General features: G+C 71.1%; 12 protein-coding genes. 10 read left to right on the top strand and 2 right to left on the bottom strand.

Annotated elements, in window-relative coordinates:
• Nucleotides 1-132: 132 nt before the first annotated feature.
• The 7 genes from dnaK to GVL05_RS13710 all read left to right on the top strand — a co-directional run bounded on the left by dnaK (nt 133) and on the right by GVL05_RS13710 (nt 10130).
• On the top strand, nt 133-2007 hold the full coding sequence (dnaK, locus tag GVL05_RS13740) for a molecular chaperone DnaK (RefSeq protein ID WP_159573468.1): 1875 nt from the start codon (nt 133-135) through the stop codon (nt 2005-2007).
• A gap of 2 nt (nt 2008-2009) precedes the next feature.
• Nucleotides 2010-2669 (top strand): nucleotide exchange factor GrpE, encoded by a 660-nt coding sequence (locus GVL05_RS13735; protein ID WP_131921354.1) that lies wholly within the window; start codon nt 2010-2012, stop codon nt 2667-2669.
• Between the two features lie 23 nt (nt 2670-2692).
• Nucleotides 2693-3703: a DnaJ C-terminal domain-containing protein gene (locus tag GVL05_RS13730; RefSeq protein WP_159573467.1), complete on the top strand. Its 1011-nt coding sequence runs from the start codon at nt 2693-2695 to the stop codon at nt 3701-3703.
• Between the two features lie 124 nt (nt 3704-3827).
• Nucleotides 3828-4238, top strand: a complete 411-nt coding sequence (locus GVL05_RS13725) for a heat shock protein transcriptional repressor HspR (protein ID WP_123293837.1) — start codon at nt 3828-3830, stop codon at nt 4236-4238.
• Between the two features lie 38 nt (nt 4239-4276).
• Nucleotides 4277-6682, top strand: coding sequence for a M60 family metallopeptidase (locus tag GVL05_RS13720; RefSeq protein WP_159573466.1), 2406 nt, complete (start codon nt 4277-4279; stop codon nt 6680-6682).
• A 148-nt stretch (nt 6683-6830) separates the two neighbouring features.
• Nucleotides 6831-7976, top strand: coding sequence for a class I SAM-dependent methyltransferase (locus GVL05_RS13715; RefSeq protein ID WP_159573465.1), 1146 nt, complete (start codon nt 6831-6833; stop codon nt 7974-7976).
• Between the two features lie 99 nt (nt 7977-8075).
• Nucleotides 8076-10130: a hypothetical protein gene (locus tag GVL05_RS13710; protein ID WP_159573464.1), complete on the top strand. Its 2055-nt coding sequence runs from the start codon at nt 8076-8078 to the stop codon at nt 10128-10130.
• A gap of 85 nt (nt 10131-10215) precedes the next feature.
• Here GVL05_RS13710 and GVL05_RS13705 read toward each other — a convergent pair whose 3' ends face one another.
• The gene (locus tag GVL05_RS13705; protein ID WP_159573463.1) at nt 10216-11046 is read right to left on the bottom strand and encodes an aldo/keto reductase; all 831 of its coding nucleotides are present in this window, start codon (nt 11044-11046) and stop codon (nt 10216-10218) included.
• Nucleotides 11047-11136: 90 nt separating this feature from the next.
• Between GVL05_RS13705 and GVL05_RS13700 the strand changes: the two genes are divergently transcribed.
• Nucleotides 11137-15357, top strand: a complete 4221-nt coding sequence (locus GVL05_RS13700) for a hypothetical protein (protein WP_159573462.1) — start codon at nt 11137-11139, stop codon at nt 15355-15357.
• 78 nt (nt 15358-15435) lie between these two features.
• Here the strand turns inward: GVL05_RS13700 and GVL05_RS13695 are convergent, their stop codons facing one another.
• Nucleotides 15436-15855, bottom strand: coding sequence for a pilus assembly protein CpaE (locus GVL05_RS13695; RefSeq protein ID WP_159573461.1), 420 nt, complete (start codon nt 15853-15855; stop codon nt 15436-15438).
• Nucleotides 15856-16111: 256 nt separating this feature from the next.
• Between GVL05_RS13695 and GVL05_RS13690 the strand changes: the two genes are divergently transcribed.
• Together GVL05_RS13690 and GVL05_RS13685 are read left to right on the top strand one after the other, a co-directional pair.
• Nucleotides 16112-18853: a glycoside hydrolase family 2 protein gene (locus GVL05_RS13690; RefSeq protein WP_159573460.1), complete on the top strand. Its 2742-nt coding sequence runs from the start codon at nt 16112-16114 to the stop codon at nt 18851-18853.
• Between the two features lie 112 nt (nt 18854-18965).
• Nucleotides 18966-20462: a sugar transferase gene (locus GVL05_RS13685; RefSeq protein WP_123937425.1), complete on the top strand. Its 1497-nt coding sequence runs from the start codon at nt 18966-18968 to the stop codon at nt 20460-20462.
• Nucleotides 20463-20542: the final 80 nt, after the last annotated feature.

The following is a 20542-nucleotide window of genomic DNA, read 5'->3' as shown; positions in this document are numbered from 1 at the left end:
TGCTGGCTGGGAGTTGAGTGGGATCGACGCAACTTCGGCCGCCCTGAGTTGACGCGAGCCGGGTCCTGAGTAGAGTTGAGTCCATCGGACGCAAGTCCATCGACTTACCTCGAGCAAGAAGGAGCACCACACATGGGACGTGCAGTAGGCATCGACCTCGGAACCACCAACTCGGTCGTCAGCGTTCTCGAGGGTGGCGAGCCCACCGTCATCGCGAACGCCGAGGGCCTCCGCACCACGCCGTCGATCGTCGCCTTCACCAAGGACGGCGAGGTCCTGGTCGGCGAGACCGCCAAGCGCCAGGCCGTGACGAACGTCGACCGCACCATCGCGTCGGTCAAGCGTCACGTCGGCACCGACTGGACCACCGAGATCGACGGCAAGAAGTACACGCCGCAGGAGATCTCGGCCCGCACCCTCGGCAAGCTCAAGCGCGACGCCGAGCAGTACCTCGGTGAAGACGTCACCGACGCGGTCATCACCGTGCCGGCGTACTTCAACGACGCCGAGCGCCAGGCCACGAAGGACGCCGGTGAGATCGCCGGCCTCAACGTCCTCCGCATCATCAACGAGCCGACCGCGGCCGCTCTGGCCTACGGCCTCGACAAGGGCAAGGAAGACGAGCTCATCCTGGTCTTCGACCTCGGTGGCGGCACGTTCGACGTCTCCCTGCTCGAGGTGGGCAAGGACGACGACTTCTCGACGATCCAGGTCCGTGCGACCTCCGGTGACAACCGCCTCGGTGGCGACGACTGGGACCAGCGCATCGTCGACTACCTGATCAAGAAGTTCAAGGACGAGCACGGCGTCGACCTGTCCACGGACAAGATCGCCAAGCAGCGCCTGAAGGAAGCCGCTGAGCAGGCGAAGAAGGAGCTGTCGTCGCAGATGTCGGCGAACATCCAGCTGCCGTACCTGACGCTCACGGCCGAGGGCCCGCTCAACCTCGACGAGACCATCTCGCGCGCACAGTTCGAGCAGATGACCTCCGACCTGCTCGACCGCACCAAGAAGCCGTTCAACGACGTCATCAAGGAAGCCGGTGTCTCGGTCAACGACATCGCGCACGTGGTGCTCGTCGGTGGCTCGACCCGCATGCCCGCCGTGGCCGAGGTCGTCAAGCAGCTCACCGGTGGCAAGTCCCCGAACCAGGGCGTCAACCCGGACGAGGTCGTCGCCGTCGGCGCGGCACTGCAGGCCGGTGTGCTGAAGGGTGAGCGCAAGGACGTCCTGCTCATCGACGTCACGCCGCTGTCGCTCGGCATCGAGACCAAGGGCGGCCTGATGACGAAGCTCATCGACCGCAACACCGCGATCCCGACCAAGCGGAGCGAGACCTTCACGACCGCTGACGACAACCAGCCGTCGGTCGCGATCCAGGTCTTCCAGGGCGAGCGCGAGTTCACCCGCGACAACAAGCCGCTCGGCACGTTCGAGCTCACCGGCATCGCGCCGGCTCCCCGTGGCGTCCCACAGGTCGAGGTCACCTTCGACATCGACGCCAACGGCATCGTGCACGTGTCCGCCAAGGACAAGGGCACCGGCAAGGAGCAGTCGATGGTCATCTCCGGCGGCTCGTCGCTGCCGAAGGAGGACATCGAGCGCATGGTCCGCGAAGCCGAGGAGCACGCGGCCGAGGACAAGGCCCGTCGCGAGGCCAACGAGCGTCGCAACCAGGCCGAGCAGCTCGTCTACTCGATCGAGAAGCTCATCAAGGAGAACGACGACAAGCTCCCCGAGGACGTCAAGTCCGAGGTGCAGGCCGACGTCGACGCGCTCAAGTCCGCGCTCGCGGGCGAGGACGAGGACGCCGTGAAGACGGCCTTCGACAAGCTCAACGAGTCGCAGGGCAAGCTCGGCCAGGCCATCTACTCCCAGCAGGACGCAGCAGCCGGTGCAGCCGGTGCAGCCGGTGGCGAGCAGCCCGCGGGTGAGCAGCCGGCGGACGACGAGGACATCGTCGACGCCGAGGTCGTGGACGACGAGGACGACAAGGACAAGAAGTAACGATGACGGACCCCAAGGGCAACGCGCCCAACGAAGACGAACCCCAGGTCGAGGGCGACGCCACGAACGCGGCCGAGCCCGAGGACCTCATCGAGGCGGAGGGGCCCGACGTCGAAGTACCGACCGACGGCCCCGCCGCCGGCGGTCCGGCAACGGACGCGGCGAACGACCTCTCCCCGGAAGACCAGGCCCTGCTCGACGACGCCGCCCGCGGTATCCAGGAGGACAAGCTGTCCGACACGGACCGCGACCTCGTCGCCGAGATGCGCGCGGACATGCTCCGTGCACAGGCCGAGCTGGTGAACTTCCGGAAGCGCGTCGAGCGTGACCGCGAGGCCAACCGCGAGGTCGCCATCGCCGAAGTGGTGCGGGCCCTGCTGCCGGCGCTCGACGACCTCACCCGGGCCGAGGCCCACGGTGACCTCGCCGAGGGTCCGATGCAGGTCATCGGCCAGAAGATCCGCGGGGGCTTCGACAAGTTCAAGCTCGTGCAGATCGGCGAGAAGGGTGAAGCCTTCGACCCGAACATCCACGAGGCGATCGTCCAGCTCCCGACCCCGGGTGCCACCGGCCAGACCGTGGCGGACGTCGTCGAGCCGGGCTACAAGCTCGGTGAGCGCGTCCTGCGTGCGGCCAAGGTCGCGGTGGCGGTCCCGGCCTGAGCCGGAACGGAAGGTAGGTACCAGTGGCCAGTCAGGACTGGTTCGACAAGGACTTCTACAAGGTCCTCGGAGTGTCGAAGGACGCGTCGGAGGCCGAGCTGAAGAAGACCTACCGGAAGCTCGCCCGGCAGTTCCACCCGGACTCCAACCCGGGTGACGCCGCGGCGGAGAACCGCTTCAAGGAGATCAGCGAGGCCTACTCGGTGCTCTCCGACAAGGAGCAGCGCCAGGAGTACGACCAGGTCCGTGCCATGGGCTCCGGCGCCCGCTTCACGGCGGGCGGCGGAGGCCAGGGTGGTGGCTTCGAGGACGTCTTCGGCGGGATGTTCGGGCAGCAGCAGGGCGGGGGCGGACAGCGCGTCCGCTTCGGCCAGGGCGGCCCGGGCGGTGCCGGCGGCTTCGAGGACATCCTCGGCGGGATGTTCGGCGGCGGCGGTGGCTTCGGCCAGACGTCCGGCGGCTACCGCGGCTTCGGCGGACCGACGAAGGGTCGCGACGTCACGGCGTCGACGACGCTCGACTTCACCACCGCGATCGCCGGCGACACCGTGAAGCTGTCGCAGGGCAACGGTCGACCGGTGAACGTCCGCATCCCCGCGGGGGTCGCAGACGGCCAGAAGATCCGGCTCCGCGGCCGCGGCGAACCCTCGCCCGACGGCGGCGAGGCCGGTGACCTCGTGGTCGCCGTCTCGGTCCGCAAGCACCCGGTGTTCGAGCGCGACGGGCTGAACCTCCGCGTGGACGTCCCCGTGACGTTCGTCGAGGCAGCGCTCGGCGCGACGATCGAGGTCCCGACGCTCGGCGGTTCGCCCGTCAAGCTGAAGATCGCTCCCGGCACGCCGTCGGGTCGCGTCCTGCGCGTCAAGGGCCGTGGCGTGGCGACGAAGAACGGCACGGGCGACCTGCTCGCGACCGTCCAGGTCGCGGTGCCGTCGCACCTGTCGGACAAGCAGCGCGAGGCCGTCGAGGCACTCGCGGCGACCCTGCCCGACGAGAACCCGCGTGAGGACATCCTCGCCAAGGCGGGCGACTAGCGTCACGCAACCACAGCAGTAGACCGGCCTGGAGGAACGGTGCGGCTCCGTCAGGAAGCCGCACCGAGCCTCCAGGCTGGTTTTCACCCCACGCGAACGACGGAAGGAACACGCCATGACCGACATGGACGAGAACTCGCCCGTCTTCGCGATCGCGGTCGCCGCGGAGCTGTCCGAGATGCACCCGCAGACGCTGCGGCAGTACGACCGGCTCGGCCTGGTCGTGCCCGGGCGGACCCGCGGCGGTTCCCGCCGCTACTCGATGCGCGATGTCGCGCAGTTGCGCGAGATCGCGCGCCTCGGCTCCGAGGGGGTGTCGCTGGAGGGAATCCGGCGCGTGCTCGACCTGGAGAACGAGAACAAGGACCTACGCGACCGGGTGCGCGAGCTCGAGACCGCGTTGGCGGACCAGCTCATCAACCGGCCCGGCGCGCGGGTGTTCGCGGCGACGACCACCGGGGCCGCGGTGTCGCTGCGGGCCGGTGCGCGGCCGCAGCGGAACACGCAGATCGTGTTGTACCGCGGGCCGCGCTGACCCTTCCCGAATCGCCATACCGCATGTAAAATATCTGCATGCGATTGTTTCCTGCCCTCCCTGCTGTCCTCATCGTCACGGCACTCGCCATCGGTGGCGGGGTCGCCGCAGCGGCAACCGGCGGAGTCGACGTCCACGAGACGGTGATCGAGCACTCGGCGAACGGCGACGCGACGAGCGTCCTGGTGCACGGCATCGGTGATGCTGCGGCCGCGGCCACAGCAGAGGGACGGCGGTTCCGGCACAGTGATCTGCAGCCTGCCGGACGGTTCGTCGCCGCCGGCGACGTCGTCACCGTGTCGGTACCGACCGGTGCGCCGGCGATGGACGTCGCCATCGGGCTGATCGGCCCGTACGCGGCGCACAACTCGGGCGCCGATGTCGGGTACCAGCAGACGCGACTGACCGCTGGCGTGAACCGTGTCACGGCTCCGCACGACGGGATGGTCTCGATGGTCAGCGCGGCGGACACCGGAGAAGCGACGGTCACGATCGCCGGCGGTGTTGCCGTCCCGACCTACGTCCGGGGCCAATCGACCGCCGACTCGTTCGCAGCGGACCTCCGGCGGTTCGCCGATGCACCGTTCGTCGAGGTGGTGTCGGACCGGATGTTCGGCGACTTCCAGAAGCCGAAGACCGGCACGGCCATCGCCGGTGCCGACCTCGCGGAGCGCACCGCGAACTGGGACCGGGTGATCGAGCTCACGAACGAGACGTACGGCCTCGACGAGCGTGCCGTCGGGACCTCGCACAAGTACCCGCACCGGATCCACATCGCTTCACCCGACTCCGGTGCCGGGTACGCCAACGCGAGCAACGCGCGCATCATGTTCCAGACCGGCACCGGTGCTGCCGCCGATCTCTTCCGGCTTCCGTTGAGTGGGCTGTGGGGGCTGTGGCACGAGATCGGCCACACCTACGAAGCTCCGATCAACATCTTCCCGGGTACCGCGGAGACCATCACCAACCTGTCCGCGCTCGCCGTGCAGGACGGACTCGGGTTCGGGAGCCGGTGGGACGAGAGCATCCCGCTCCTCGAGCGGTACTTCACCACACCGATCGCGGACCGGGACTGGGAAGGCGCCCACGACCGGGTCCGGCTCCTGGCATGGGAACAGCTGCGCCGCGCGTTCGGCGACGGCTACCTGCCGAGGTTCTTCGCGGCGCTGCGTGCCGAGGCGGCGAAGACGAACGTGAACGCCCTGACCATCGACGACAAGCACGCGATCTTCGTCGAGGTCGCCTCGCGGGTGGCCGACCGCGACCTCGCGCCGTTCTACGACCAGCTCGGGTTCCCGATGTCGGACGCGACCCGCGCTGTCATCGCTGCGCTCCCCGACCTGCGGGAGCCCATCTGGGACAACGTCGACTCACGACACCGCATCGTGGAACGACTCGTCCCCGACTACGACCCGCCGGTCGGCGTGGTCACCGGAGCAGTGTCGCCCGTGCCAGTCGGCGAGCACGTGGTCGCCGCGCCGACGGTCACCGGGCTCGGGACCGCGAGCGGCCGAGGGAGCGCGACCGCCGTGGACGCCGCAGCGGTCGCCGATGCCGTCGGTACCGACACCGGACGGCTCCTCGTGCGGCTCCGGAGCGACACCGGCGCCGAGGACACGATCGTCGTCAGGACTGCGGCCGTCGGCGGGGACTCGATCGTGCTGCGCGGGGCGTCGAACCGCGTCGTCGGCGACCTGTGGCTCGATCAGCGGAACGAGGAACTCCGGTGGCGGGCGGTCACGTCCTACGACGCGCACTGGTCCTGGGGATCGAACGCCTACCTGACCGTCACGCACTTCGCGGCGGACGGCACGGTACTCGCCACGGGCACGGTGCAGGGCAACCAGACGGGCAAGGTCCTCGACGAGACCTTCCGGGACCGCCCGTACGCGGACGGCGAGTTCGTGCTCGTCCTGCACGCGCAACCGACGCTCCTCGCCGCGTACCGTTCCGACTCGCTCATCTCGGACTCGAGCGCGCCCCAGGCGTTCCGGATCGCGGACGGCAAACTGCACCTGACCGCGCCCGAGGCGATCCCGGGGTGGCAGTCCCTGTCCGGACTGCAGGGCCCGAAGACCGCCCTGACCCGCGGCGCCGACGTCGAGGTCGAGGCCGGGTTGCAGGTCCACGCCCAGATCTCGACGATCACCGGGGCGATCACGCTGACCAGTCCGGACGGCACGACCTTCGCACCCGGGCAGTCGACGCTCGCCGGCATGTACCGGAAGCCGGGCGAGGACTGGCGGACGAGCGCGAACCTCGTGCTGCGGGGCGGGACGCTCGCCGACGGCGGCACGACGATGCGGTTCACGCTGCAGACGGGTTCGGGGTTCTCGATGCCCCCGGGTTCGACGCTTCGCTGGAAGCCGGTCGTCCGTGTCCCGGCCGACGCGGTCGCGGGCGACTCGTCGCTGGAGCTGCGTGCGGAGGGCACCACCGGCTGAGTCCCCTGCAACGAGGAGCGCCCCCGGACCGACCTGCCGTCGTGGAGCTCGGGCGGCGACGTGCAGTCGCACGCTGGTCCGCGTGAACTGGACGCGGTCGTCCGCGCCGCTGCGAGGTCCGCCGTCAAGGGATGGGTACGCTGACGCGGTGCCAGACTTCGCCGACCTCTTCCGCCGCCGCGACGACACCGCCCCGGACCTCATCGCGATCGACGGCACCGACCGGTTCCTGATCGACGAGGCGCCGCACGTGCACGGGGACGCCCTGCGGCAGCCCGGCGAGGTGGCGGTCGTCGATGACCGTCTTGGAGTCCTGACCCTCGGGCTCATCACGCAGTACGGCGCATCGGACATCCGGGTCGTGCAGGACTCGCTCGTCGGGGAACGCGCGCTCGAGGCCAACGCTGGCACGTTCGGGCTCCGCGGCTTCCACCATCCGGACTCGCTCGAGGACGCCTTCCGCGACGTCCGGCTCGTCGTGCTGCGGCTGTCGAAGTCACACGACCGCCTCGACGAGATCGCCCGGGCCGTCGCGCGGTTCGCCGCTCCCGACGTCGTGCTGCTGTGCGGCGGCAACGTCAAGTACATGAACCTGTCGCAGAACGACGTGCTGCGCCGCTCGTTCGGCGAGGTCACGGCTTCGCGGGGGCGGGGGAAGTCGCGCCTGCTCATCGCGCAGGACCCGTTGCGTGCCCAGGCGAACCGTGCGGCCGCGACCAATCCCTGGCCCAGATCGGTGCACGTCGACGACCTCGGCATGACGCTCGTCGCGCACGGCGGGGTGTTCGCCGGTACCTCGCTCGACCAGGGCACCCGGGTGCTGCTCGCGGCGATGGACGCCGCGGTGCCGACCGCGCGGACCGTCGTCGACCTCGGGTCCGGCAACGGTGTCATCGCCGCGGCGATCGCACTGCGGCGGCCGAACGTCAAGGTGATCGCGACCGATGTGTCCCGGATCGCGGTGGCGTCCACACGGGCGACCGCCGAGGCGAACGGCGTCGCTGACCGGGTGACGGCACTGCGCACCGACGCCGGGGACGAGCTCGCCGTCGGGTCCGCCCAGCTCGTGCTCTGCAACCCCCCGTTCCACGCGGACACCACGGTGACCACCGACGCGGCCGAGGCGATGTTCCGGAACGCGGCCACCGTCCTGCAGCCCGGCGGCGAACTGTGGTGCGTGTGGAACGGGCACCTGCGCTACCGGCCGGTACTGGAGCGCCTGGTCGGGCCGACGCGGCAGGTCCTGCGCACCCCGAAGTTCACGGTCACGGCGTCGGTCGCTGCCCCGCACTGAGGCCCGCCATACCGAACGCGGAATATCGTACGGATAATACTTGAGGACCACTCCGCGGCCCGTGCACAGTCGTCTCCTGCACCGTCAGAGAGGACTCCCATGCACACTCGTTCCACCCGTGCTCTTCCACCGCCGGCCCGTCCGCCTCGTGCCCGTCCGTCCCGCGCGGCCGTCACCGTCGCGCTGGTCCCGATGGTCGCCCTGGGCGCGCTCGTCGCCGGCGCGGGCGTCGTCGCAGATGCACCACCGGCCCACGCCGTCGACCCGTTCCCGGTCCACGATCCGTTCGTGGACCTGCTCGTCGGCACCACGATGCCGTCGGGTTGGGCTCGCATCGCCTCGAACGACCAGCAGGCCGCGATCGTCGAGAACGGCTCGGCGGGCAAGTGGCTGCGGATGACCGACAACGCCAAGTACATGGCCTCGGCGGTGTACAACGAGGTGCCGTACGACTCGAGCAACGGACTGACCGTCGAGTTCGACCAGCGGATGTGGAGCCCCACCGACACCGGGTACGCCGACGGCATCGGGTTCTTCCTGCAGGACGCCGCGATGCCGCTCGACTCCATCGGCCCCGTGGGCGGCGGACTCGGCTACTTCGACGGCAAGTCCGCCTGCTCGGCAGGACTGGACGGCGGTGTCGTCGGCGTCGGGTTCGACCGGTTCGGCAACTTCGCGCTGCCGGAGTTCATCCAGAACGCCGTCACCGTCCGCGGGGCCGAGGCTGAGTGCTACCCCGTGCTGGCGACGACGGGCAACCGCGGCGACGGGTTCCTCGAGGACCGCGGCGTCGACGCCGAGACGGCGACCTACCGGCACGTGAAGGTCGACGTCGTGCCCCGGGACGCCGGTGGCATCACGGCCATCGTCACGATGTCGGACGCCACCCCCGTCGGCTCGGAGCCGGCGGAGCTGCACCACCTGATCTCGACCGACCTGCCGGCGACGGCGTTGCCCGGCCAGATGCGCTTCGGGTTCAGCGCGTCGACCGGCGGGCGGGCCGAGTTCCACGAGATCCGCAACGTGCGGGCCACACAGCCGACCGACGTCGTGACCACGGCGTCAGTGGACACCGAGGGGCCGGTGACCTCAGGCGACGACGTGTCGTTCCGCGTCCGATCGGTCAACGACGGGCCGGCCACGATCGGTGGGCCCACCGACGCAGTGGCGCGGACGACGGCACTGATCGATGCGCTCCCGCTCGAGGACGTCACCTGGTCGTGCGAGGCCACGGGCGGCGCGTCGTGCGGTGCCGATCAGGGCGCAGGAGTCGTGGCGACCGACTGGACGGCGCCGCCCGGAGGACAGATCGAGTTGCTGGCCCGCGGGACCGTGCCGGCGACCACGAGGAGCGGGACGTACTCGGCGCCGGTGGAGAGTGTCACCGACTTCACCACCGGCCGGTTCGACGAAGGGCGGGCCGCGGTCGCGCGGGACGGCTCGGTGAGCGACGTCGACCTGACGAACAACACGGACACGATCGCGTTCGACGTCGTGCTGCCGGACGCCGTCGCCTCGGATGACGCTGCGACCGGACAGCAGGGTGAACCAGTGGTCGTGGACGTCGTGGGGAACGACGCGCTCGACGGCAGCGGTGCCGACCTCGGCTCGCTGCGGCTCACCGACGAGGGACTCGACGGTGCGGAGCTGTCCGACGACGGCAAACAGCTGCGCGTTCCGGGCGAGGGCACGTACGTCGTGGACGACGCCGGGCGGGTGACGTTCACGCCCGAGGACGGCTTCAGCGGGGTCGCGTCGCCGGTGCGGTACGAGATCACGTCGAACGCCGGGCAGGTCGCGTCCGCCGAGCTCCGGGTGGAGATCGAGGCCGGTGCGGTCGACCCGACGCCGGGGCCCACGCCGGAGCCGACGGCGGAACCCACGCCGGATCCGACCACGGCGCCGACCGCGGGGCCGACGGCCGATCCGACCGCGGTACCGGGTGCCGGTTCCGCCGCTGGGCCCGGGGACGGTCCCCAGAACGCGTCGACCGTCGGCGGACCGTCGTCCGGCGGACCGGACCGGCTCGCGTGGACGGGCTCCGACGGGGTGCTCGTCGCAGCGGTCCTCGGCCTGGGGCTCGCGGCCGCCGGTGGCGTGCTCCTGACGCTTCGACGTCGCCGACTCGAGGTGGGCCCGGACGCCGACGCCTGATCCACACCGGTACGACTCCGGACGCGACGGAGACGACGAAGCCGCCCGGGTCTCCCCGGGCGGCTTCGTCGTGTGTTCCGAGCGATCAGGCCGGGACGTAGTCGAACGTGTCCGGGTCCGGACCCGTTCGGTGGCCCTTGTCGAGAGTCGTGATGTCCGTCATGTCCTCGTCGGAGAGCTCGAAGTCGAAGATCGCGAAGTTCTCCTCGACGCGGGCACGCGTGACCGACTTCGGGAACACGATGTCGCCGCGCTGGATGTGCCAGCGGAGCACGACCTGCGCCGGGCTCTTGCCCGTGGCGCCGGCGATGCGGGTGATGGTCTCGTCGTCGAGCACGAGGCCCTGGGCGATCGGGGACCAGGCCTCGGTCGCGATGCCGAGCTCGTTGTTCACGGCGCGGAGCTCGTCCTGGGTCAGGTACGGGTGCACCTCGATCTGGTTCACGGCCGGCGGGACGTCCGTCTCGGCACGCAGGCGGCGCAGGTGGTGGGCCTGGAAGTTGCTGACGCCGATCGAGCGGGAGGTGCCAGCGGCGTAGAGCTCCTCGAGCGCCTTCCACGTCGGCACGAAGTCCGAGACGGTGGGCAGCGGCCAGTGGATGAGGAACAGGTCGGTGTAGCCGCCGAGCAGGTCGGCCGACTTCTTGCCGTTCTCGGCAGCTGCCGAAGGGTCGTGGAAGCCGTTGTTGAGCTTCGAGGTGACGAAGATCTCGTCACGAGGGATGCCGGACGACGCGATGGCCTCGCCGACCTCCTTCTCGTTGCCGTACATCTCGGCGGTGTCGATGTGGCGGTAGCCGACCTCGAGCGCCGTGAGCGTCGCTTCCTTGGTCGACGAAGGGTCGATCTGGAAGACGCCGAAGCCGAGCTGCGGGATGGTCTTGCCGTCGTTCAGGGTGATGTTCGGAACGGTCATGAGTCCAGACAACACCCGACCAGCTCCCAGGCATTCCGCTCGCTCCCAGGCCCGTTCAAGTCAAATGCAGAATATTGGTATTCTGGCGTGATGAACCGACACGCTTCACGACGCCCTCGTGCGCGCACCGCGCCGCGCGTCGCCGCCGTGGCGACCGCGGCCGGCCTGGTCGCCGCGCTCGCCACCCCGCTCGCCGCCACGGCAGTCCCGGCCCCCGCGGCCGACGCCGGATCCGCACGGACCGACTCTGCCGCCGACTCCACGATCCTGTTCGTCGAGGACTTCGAGAACAGCGTCACGACGACGCCGGTGCTGTTGAACGCGTACAAGGGCGCGAACGGTGAGACCTACACGGCCGACCCGGCGTGGATCAACGCCGCTGAGTGCAACGGCATCGTCACGAGCGCCAGCAGCTCCGACATGGCGTCCTGCGACGCCAACCCCCAGCTCAAGCAGCTCGGGTCGGTCCTCGGGCAGATCACCGGCGAGGACCCGGAGACCAACCACGTCGTGAGTGCTTGGACCGCGTCGCGCAACCTGCCGCGGAACGCCGTTCAGATCGAGTCGCGCGATGACTTCTCGCTCGGGCAGACCGGACGCTTCGTTTCGTTCGGTGTCAGCGCCGCCGCCGGAAGCTGTGTCGGGTTCGACCACCCGCTGCTCGACTTCCTGCTGGTGGACGGATCTGCCGAGCACCCGGTGTCCGAGCGTCCCCTCGACCCTTGCAACGACCCTCGCTCGAGCACCTTCACCGCGGGCGGCAACACGTACAAGGGCGGCGAGTTCGTCTCGAACGGCGGCGTGCTCTTCTCCGGCGACACCCTGCGATGGCGTCTCCGCAACGCCCAGTCGTCCTACAGCGGCAACGACGGCGCGATCGACCGAGTGACGATCGTCGACTCGACCCCGACCCTGGCGAACGAGTTCTCCGGCGCCCCGATCGTCGGGGACACCGCGCGCATGACGGCGCGCGTCGTGAACACGAGCGAGCACGGTTCGAAGCCCGGTTGGTCCTTCGCCGAGGCGCTGCCCGAAGGCCTCAGCGTCGCGTCCGACCCGAAGGTCGCGACCACCTGCGCCGCGGCGGACCTCGACGTCGAGGCAGATGCCACGACCATCGGTGCGTCGGGCGACCTGGACATCGACGCACCGGACTGCACGGTGACGTTCGACGTCAGCGCCTCGGCTCCCGGCACGTACACGATCGGTGCAGACGCCGTGACCGAGCGCACCGGCGTCGACCTGCCGACCGGCTCGGCGAGCATCACCTTCGCCCCCGAGGTGAACGAGCTGCGCGTCACCGACCAGGCCGTCTTGTCCGGCGGCAACGGTGACGCCGTCGCCGACCTCGGCGAGACCGTCTCGTTCCGCACGACCGTCGACAACACCGGCAACGTCCTGGTGCGGGACGTCACGCTGACCAGCCCGAACGGCGACGCGGACTGCGACGTGCGGCAGCTCGCCCCCGGAGCATCCGCCGCGTGCGCGACCGCTCCCCGCCCGGTCACGCAGGACGACCTGGACCACGGCTCGATCGACGACACCGCCACGGTCTCTGCACGATCGCGCGCCGGCCAGGCCGTGACGGCCAGCGCAACCGCCACCGTCCCCACCTCGAGCACCACCTCGCGCGCCTTGCTCGCCATCACGCCCGTCGTGCGGGGCGGTGCCCCCGCGGTCGGTGACGACATCGGGCTCACGGTGACGGTGACCAACGAGGGCAACGTCTCGATCCGCGACCTCGCGGTGACCGTGGCCGACGAGCCCGGCATGACCGTCGCGTGCCCGCCGACCCGCCTCGCGCCCGGCGCGTCCATCGAGTGCGCCGTCGAGGGCTCGCACCCCGTCTCGCAGCACGACGTCGACCGCGGCACCGTCACGTTCGTCGCCACGATGACCGCAGTCGACGCCGCCGGTCAGCCGGTCCGTGGTGACGCCCGGACCGCACAGACCACGGTCGCCCAGGCCCCCGCGCTCGCCACGACCGTCACCCCGGCGCTCGACACCGCCGGCAAGACCCCCGCTCCCGGTGACGAGGTCACGCTGAGCGTCGCCGTACGCAACACCGGGAACGTCACGCTCCGCGACGTCGCCGCCGAGGTCGAGGACCGCGACGGCATGCCCGTCTCCTGCCCGACCTCCCCGCTCGCACCCGGCGCGAGCGTCGACTGCACCGTTCCGGACCACACCCTGAGCCAGCGGGAGATCGACGCCGGCACGGTCGGGTTCGCCCTGACCTCGACCGCCACCGCACCCGACGACCGTCGCGTGACTGCTTCGGACTCTGCGTCGGTGACCGTCGACCGCCAGCACGGCATCGTCGCGACCGCGACCGCCGGCCTGGCCGACGAGTCCCGCGCGCCGAAGGCCGGTGACCACGTCGAGCTGTCCGTCTCGGCGCGCAACTCCGGCAACACCACCCTGCGGGGCCTCGCTGCCGAGGTGGACGGCCGCGACCTGGACGTGGAGTGCGCCGAGGGTGCGCTCGCCCCCGGCGCCGCGGCGACCTGCTCCGTCGGCGACCACGTCCTGACGCAGGACGAGATCGACGCCGGCACCGTCGACTTCGCGCTCACGGTCAACGCGAACGGCCCCGGCGGTTCGCGTGCCCAGGCATCGGACACCGTGGCGGTCGAGCTCGTCAGCGCGCCGGCCATCGCCGTGTCGGCGACGAGCGTCCTCGATGCGAACGAGCACGAGGTCCCCCTGGCCGGCGACACCGCGACGGTCACGATGACGATCCGGAACACCGGCAACGTCACGGTCACGGGCATCCGCGGCAAGGTCGAAGACCGTGCGGGCCTCGAGGTCGACTGCCCGGACGACGATCTCGCCCCGGGCGCCGCGGTGACGTGCGAGGTGTCCGAGTACACCCTCACCCAGAGCGACGTCGACAGCGGTGCCGTCCGGTTCGTGCTGTCGAGCGCAGCGACCGGTGCCGACCGTCAGCGCGTCGAGGCCCGTGCCGACACGACACTCTCGATCGTGCGAGCGCCGTCGATCACGACGACGGCCACGGCTGCGCTCGACGACACCGACCACGGAGCCCCGACCGCGGGCGACACGGCATCGGTCCGCATGTCGATCACGAACACGGGCAACGTCACGGTGCACGACCTGAGCGGCATCGTCGACGAGCGGGCCGGCACGACGGTCGCCTGCCCCGCCGAGCGGGTCGCTCCCGGTGCTTCGGCGGACTGCGCAGCGGCGGAGTACGCGCTCACCCAGGGCGACGTCGACGCGGGCAAGGTGCAGTTCGCCCTCACCGCAGCGGCCGTCGGCCCGGACGACCAGACCGTGACTGCCGGCGCGAAGGCCGGCACTGCGATCGAGCGCGCCCCGGGCGTGCAGGTCCAGGTCACCGCGCACCTGGCGGAGTCCGAGCACGAGGCGCCGCGCGCCGGTGACCACGTGAGCGTGGGCATCCGCGCCACCAACGCGGGGAACGTCACGCTGACGGGGACCCGCGCCGAGGTCGTCGAACTCGCCGGTCTACCGGTCGAGTGCGTCGGCGAGGGTGTCGCACCGGGTGCGTCGATCGACTGCACGACCCCGCAGTACGTGCTCACCCAGGCGGACGTCGACCACGGCACAGTGACGGTCGCAGCGGTGCTCGACGCGACCGGTCCCGCCGGAGACTCCGTCACCTCGCGCGACGAGGTCCAGGTCGGCCTGACGGCGAAGAGCGCCCTCGACCTGTCCGCCGAGCCGGTGCTGCACGGAACCGACGGCAGCACGAAGGTCGTCGCCGATGACCACGTGCTGCGCCCGGGCGACCGCGTGTCTGTCCGCTACGAGGTGCTCAACACCGGCAACCTCGCGGTGCACGACCTGCAGCAGGCCGAGGGCATGCCCGCGGTGACCTGCGAGGAGTCCACGGTCGAGCCGGGGCAGCGTGCCACGTGCGAGAGCGACGCGCACGTCGTGACCGAGGAAGAAGCAGCGACCGGCGAGGTCGCGATCACCGGTCAGGTGGCCGGCCAGGTCACGCGCGCCGACGGTGCCACGACCGAGGAGCCGGGTGCTGCGAGCACGGGGCAGACCGCGACGCCAGCGACGTTCGGCGTGACCACCGCCGCGGCGTCGACGAAGCCGGTCTGGGTGTTCTCGCTCGAGGTGCACACGAAGCTGCACGCCGAGCCGCAGCCCGTGCCCGCCGCCGAGAAGCCCTCCGCCGCGCCGGTGGAACTCGCGTTCACCGGATCGACCGTCCTCGCGATGGGCGTCCCCGCGACGATCGTGCTCCTGCTCGCCGGAGCGGTCCTGCTGCTCTGGCGCCGTCAGCGCCGCCCGGACGACCGCCAGGTCTGACGCGCAGCGGCGCCGGCACGACACAGCGCAGCCAACACGGACCGCCCCCTGTCCCAGCCCAGGGACAGGGGCGGTCCGTCACTCCAGCGCAGCGGCGATGTACGCCTGCAGCGCCTGGCCGTAGGCGATCGCGGGGACCTCGGACGCGAAGCTCCGGTCCGCGCCGGCGATCGTCGCGGTGACCGTGTAGACGATCCGGCCGTTCACCGACACTCGGGTCAACCCGATGAACGACGGCCCGAGGAGTTCGCGCAACTGGTCCTCACGCGGCAGCCACAGCGACTCCGACGCGGTCACGGAGTCGAGCGCCCACTCGGTCGTCCCGTTGAAGCCGAGGATCGTGCCGGTGGGGGAGTCGTGGCGTTCGACGGTCATCTCGGACACGGTGTAGACGTCCTCGTCCACCTCGGGCTTGTCGATGACGAACCGGTCGCCCGTCTCGGGGTGCCAGCGCAGGCCGGCGTCGCGGAGGGTCCTGGCGAGTGCAACGGTGATCACCTCCCCACCCTGCACGCGCGAGACCGCGCTGTCACCACGAAGTCGCGCTGTCACCACGTAGGTTGCCGAAAGCATCCCGTACTAGCATCGCCGAGCACCCCCACGCGCGAGCGCCACCCGATCGCGCGCGCGACGTGACGACGCCCGGGCAACCGGTGCCGCGCCTCCAGGCCGACCAACCGGCCACGGGGCGGGCCACCGGCCGGCGTCCCGACCGAGGCGACGGACACCCCGTCCGCCGAAGAGAAGGACCTGCATGACCCTCGAACGCGAGGAACTCCGCGACGGCTGGACCGTGACCATGGCCGGAGGAACCGGCGCGCCGGACGGCGTCGCGGGACGCAGCATCCCGGCGACGGTGCCGGGGCAGGTGCACACCGACCTGGAGCGGGAGGGCCTGCTGCCGGACCCGACCTTCCACCTGAACGAGCAGGCGGCGAAGTGGGTCGGCCGGGCCGACTGGGCCTACCGGACCGCGGTCGACGTCGACCCGCGCGGCCACGAGCGTGTCGACCTGGTCTGCGACGGCCTGGACACGGTGTCCGAACTGAGCCTGGACGGCGTCGTCGTGGGCACGACCCGGAACATGCACCGCCGCTACCGCTTCGACGCGCGCGTGCAGACCGGGTCCGGCGCGACGACGAAGGACCTCGAGATCCTGTTCGAGTCGCCGTACCGCGAGGCCGGCCGGGTCGCCGCGAAGGCCGGCAGCATGCCGGGCCCGTACGACGAGCCCTTCCCGTACATCCGCAAGAACGCCTCGAACTTCGGCTGGGACTGGGGGCTCACCGCCGTCACGAGCGGTCCCTGGCGACCGGTCGCGATCGAGCGGTGGTCGACCGCGCGGCTGCGCGAGGTCCGCCCGCTCGTCGACGTCGAGGCCGGCGAGGGCGTGCTCGACGCCCACATCACCGTCGAGCGCTCCGGCCTCAACGACCTGGACCAGGACGGCGAGGACGACGACCTGGTGCTCGTCGTGACCGTGAGCGGCCTGAAGGAGGACGGCACGCCGACGCGCCAGCGGTCGCGGGCGCAGCTGACGCCGAAGGACGACGAGACCGTCGTCACGGTGCGCGTGCCCGAGGCGCTGCGCTGGTGGCCCCGCGGCTACGGTGCGCAGGCGCAGTACGACGTGGTCGTGGAACTGCAGACGGTCGAGGGCGAGGTCCTGGACCGCGACACGTTCCGCACCGGCTTCCGGTCGACGCGGATCGACACGCAGGTCGACGACATGGGGCGCCCGTTCGGCATCCACGTCAACGGGACCCTGATCGACGTGCGCGGGGTGAACTGGATCCCAGACGACGTGATCATCTCCCGCGTCGACCGCGCGCGCCTGCAGTCCCGTCTGACCGCGGCGGCCTCGCTCGGTACGAACCTCGTGCGCGTGTGGGGCGGCGGTGTGTACGAGTCGCGCGACTTCTACGAGGTCTGCGACGAACTCGGCCTGCTCGTCTGGCAGGACTTCCCGTTCGCGTGCTCGGCGTACCCCGAGGTCGAACCGATCCGCAGCGAGGTCATCGCCGAGGCCCGCGACAACGTCGCCCGCCTCGCGCGGCACCCCTCGCTGGTGCTGTGGAACGGCAACAACGAGAACATCTGGCTGCACGACGTGGACGGCTGGGCGGACTCGCTCGGTGACCGCGGCTGGGGCCTCGACTACTACCTCGACCTGCTGCCGACGATCGTCGACGCGGTCGACCCGTCGCGCTTCTACACCGTGGCGTCGCCGTGGTCGGGCGCCGAGTCGCTGCCCGCGAACGACGTCGACCACGAGACGCACCACTCGTGGGACGCCTGGAACCGCCTGCCCGACACCGCCTACCGCGGATCCGTGCCGCGGTTCGTGTCCGAGTTCGGCTGGCAGGCGCCGCCCGCCTGGCGGACGCTGCGGGACGGGGTCGCGGACGAGGTGCTGTCGCAGGACGCACCCGGGGTCGTGCACCACCAGAAGGCTGCCGACGGGATGGGCAAGCTGGCCCGCGGCATCGAGCCCCGGTTCGGCACGGGGCCCTTCTCGTTCGATGCGTGGCACTACCTGACGCAGCTGCAGCAGGCTCGGGCCATCGCGACGGGCGTCGAGCACTGGCGCACCCACTGGCCGCGCAACACGGGCGTGGTGATGTGGCAGCTCAACGACCTGTGGCCGGTGTCGTCGTGGTCGGCGATCGACTCGGCGGGGCGGCTGAAGCCGCTCGCGCACGAGCTGCGTCGGTTGTACGACGACGTCCTGCTGACGATCCGTCCCGTGTCGCGGGTGGCGGTCGCGCCGTCCGCCGTCTCCGGGCCGGCTGCTTCGCCGGCGTCGTCGCCCGTCTCACCGGTCTCCGGAGCGGTCGCGCCCGCCTCGCCGGTCGCGTCCGGTGCGGATCGGACGGGAGGCCCGGATCACCCCGGCCACTCGGCCTCCGCAGGCGAGACGGCTGATCTGGGCGACGTGGCGGACACCCTGTCCCTCGGCGTCTCGCCCGGTGCGTTCGGGTCCTCGCCCGTCGAGGTCGCCGTCCGGTCCACGCGCGGCGGCCACGACAGCGTGGTGCGCGTGCGACGGGTCACCACGGCCGGCACGATCCTGGCCGAGGCGTCGTTGCCCGTGCGGTTGTCGTCCGCCGGCGTCGCCGTCGTCGCCCTGCCCGAGTCCGTCGGCGTGGTCGACGACCCCGCGCGGGAGCTCATCGTGGCGGACATGGACTGGCGTCGGGCGGTCTGGACACCGGGCCCCGACGTCGACGTGCGGTGGGAACCCGCGCGGTACCGCACCTCGTTCTCGCCCGTCGACGGCGGGCTCGACCTGACCGTCGAGGCCGAGACGCTCGTCCGCGACCTGCTCGTGCAGCCCGACCGGGTGACCGCGGCCGGTGCGGTGGACCGCGGGTTCATGACCCTGCTGCCCGGGGAGCGGGTGACCTTCCGGCTCACCGGCGTGACCGAGGCCGACATCCCCGCGCTCGGTGCCGAACCCGTCCTGTGGAGCCTGGATCGCGCACTCGAACATTGATATACAGAACGACACAGTGATATATTTGGTGGTGCGCCGCTCGCTGTCGTGACCCGACGACTCCGGCGTCCGGTCGACCTCCCGTCGGCCCGGTCGACAGGAGGACCCCACCATGTCGCTCGCGATGCGCCCACCCACCGCTGCCATCACCGTTCCCCCCGCCGCCGCACCGACCACCGCGCCGCCGTCGGCACCCGCGGGTGGTCGCCGAGGCTTCGCCCCCGCCGTTGCCCTGCTGGACGTCGGACTGCTGGTCCTGGCGTTCGCGGTCGCCCACGTCGTGCGCTTCCCCTGGGAGCTGTCGGCCGTGCGACCCCAGGCCGGCTGGATCGAGTTCGCGACGGCTCCGGTGATCATCCTGGTCTGGATGGCCCTGCTGTCGATGTTCCGCACCCGCGACCCACGCATCGCCGGCATCGGCAGTGACGAGTACCGCCGGCTCGTCACCGCGAGTCTGGTCGCCGTCGCCGTGGTGGCGGTCGTGGCGTACGCCGCGCAGCTCGACCTGGCCCGGGGGTACGTGGCCATCGCCTTCCCGCTCGGGCTCCTCTTCCTCGCCGTCGGGCGGAAGGCCGTCCGCACCGTCCTGGCGCGCAGTCGTGCTCGCGGGCAACGGTTGCAGGACGTCCTGATCGTCGGTGACACCGAGGACGTCCGCTACGTCGGGCGACGGATCGCCGCGACGCCCAGCGCCGGGTACCGGGTCCGCGCGGTCGTGACCGACTGCGAGCCGGTGGGCGCGACGATCGACCTCGGTTCGGCGTCCGTCCCGGTGGTCAGCGGGATCGACGACGTCCTCGCGCTGGCTCGTTCCGAGGGAGTCTCGGCGGTCGTCGTCGCCGGCGCCGTACGCGGCGGGCACGAGCGACTGCGCCGCCTCGGGTGGCAACTCGAGGAGCACGGCGTCGAGCTCGTCGTGTCGTCGCCCCTCGCGGACATCGCCGCAGGTCGCGTGCACGAGCGTCCCGTCGACGGCCTGCCCTTGATGCACGTGGAGACCCCCGACTACCGCCGTCGCACGGGCAAGCGTCTGCTCGACGTCGTCGGAGCCGGCTTCGGTCTCCTGCTGCTGGCGCCCGTGCTCGCGGTGATCGCGCTCGTCATCCGGCTCGACGACCGCGGTCCGGTGTTCTTCCGCCAGACCCGTGTGGGCCGTGGGGGCGCGGAGTTCTCGATCCTGAAGTTCCGCACGATGTGCGTGGACGCCGAAGCGCGGATGGCCGCACTGCAGGCAGCGAACGAGGGTGCGGGCCCGCTCTTCAAGATGAAGGACGACCCACGCGTCACCCGGGTCGGGGCGTTCCTGCGGAAGACGTCGCTCGACGAGCTGCCGCAGTTGTGGAACGTGCTCACCGGTTCGATGAGCCTGGTCGGACCCCGCCCGGCGCTCCCGCGCGAGGTCGCCCTGTACCAGGACTTCGCCGACCGCCGACTCCTGGTCACGCCGGGGATCACCGGCCTGTGGCAGGTCAGTGGCCGGTCGGATCTGGACTGGGCCGAGGGTGTGCGGCTCGACCTGCACTACGTCGAGAACTGGTCGTTCCTGCACGATCTGGTGATCCTCGCCCGGACGGTGCCGTCGGTGCTCCGGTCGCGCGGCGCGTACTGAGGGCGCTGCGGCGGATCGGCCCGGCGCCTTCCCTGTGCGAACGGTGTCCGTTCCGGGTCCCGGCCTGGGCATCGGGGAGC

The sequence above is a fragment of the Curtobacterium sp. 18060 genome, from assembly GCF_902706105.1.
GTDB lineage: Bacteria > Actinomycetota > Actinomycetes > Actinomycetales > Microbacteriaceae > Curtobacterium.
Note: the sequence above shows the minus strand (reverse complement) of the source record. Positions and strands in the feature narration are given on the sequence as shown.

Bases quoted from the DNA above. Each gene is read 5' to 3' on its own strand.
- GVL05_RS13710 (WP_159573464.1), top strand. From the start codon at position 8,076: ATGCACACTCGTTCCACCCGTGCTCTTCCACCGCCGGCCCGTCCGCCT.
- GVL05_RS13735 (WP_131921354.1), top strand. From the start codon at position 2,010: ATGACGGACCCCAAGGGCAACGCGCCCAACGAAGACGAACCCCAGGTC.
- GVL05_RS13700 (WP_159573462.1), top strand. From the start codon at position 11,137: ATGAACCGACACGCTTCACGACGCCCTCGTGCGCGCACCGCGCCGCGC.
- GVL05_RS13725 (WP_123293837.1), top strand. From the start codon at position 3,828: ATGGACGAGAACTCGCCCGTCTTCGCGATCGCGGTCGCCGCGGAGCTG.
- GVL05_RS13690 (WP_159573460.1), top strand. From the start codon at position 16,112: ATGACCCTCGAACGCGAGGAACTCCGCGACGGCTGGACCGTGACCATG.
- GVL05_RS13720 (WP_159573466.1), top strand. From the start codon at position 4,277: ATGCGATTGTTTCCTGCCCTCCCTGCTGTCCTCATCGTCACGGCACTC.
- GVL05_RS13705 (WP_159573463.1), bottom strand. From the start codon at position 11,046: ATGACCGTTCCGAACATCACCCTGAACGACGGCAAGACCATCCCGCAG.
- GVL05_RS13685 (WP_123937425.1), top strand. From the start codon at position 18,966: ATGTCGCTCGCGATGCGCCCACCCACCGCTGCCATCACCGTTCCCCCC.
- dnaK (WP_159573468.1), top strand. From the start codon at position 133: ATGGGACGTGCAGTAGGCATCGACCTCGGAACCACCAACTCGGTCGTC.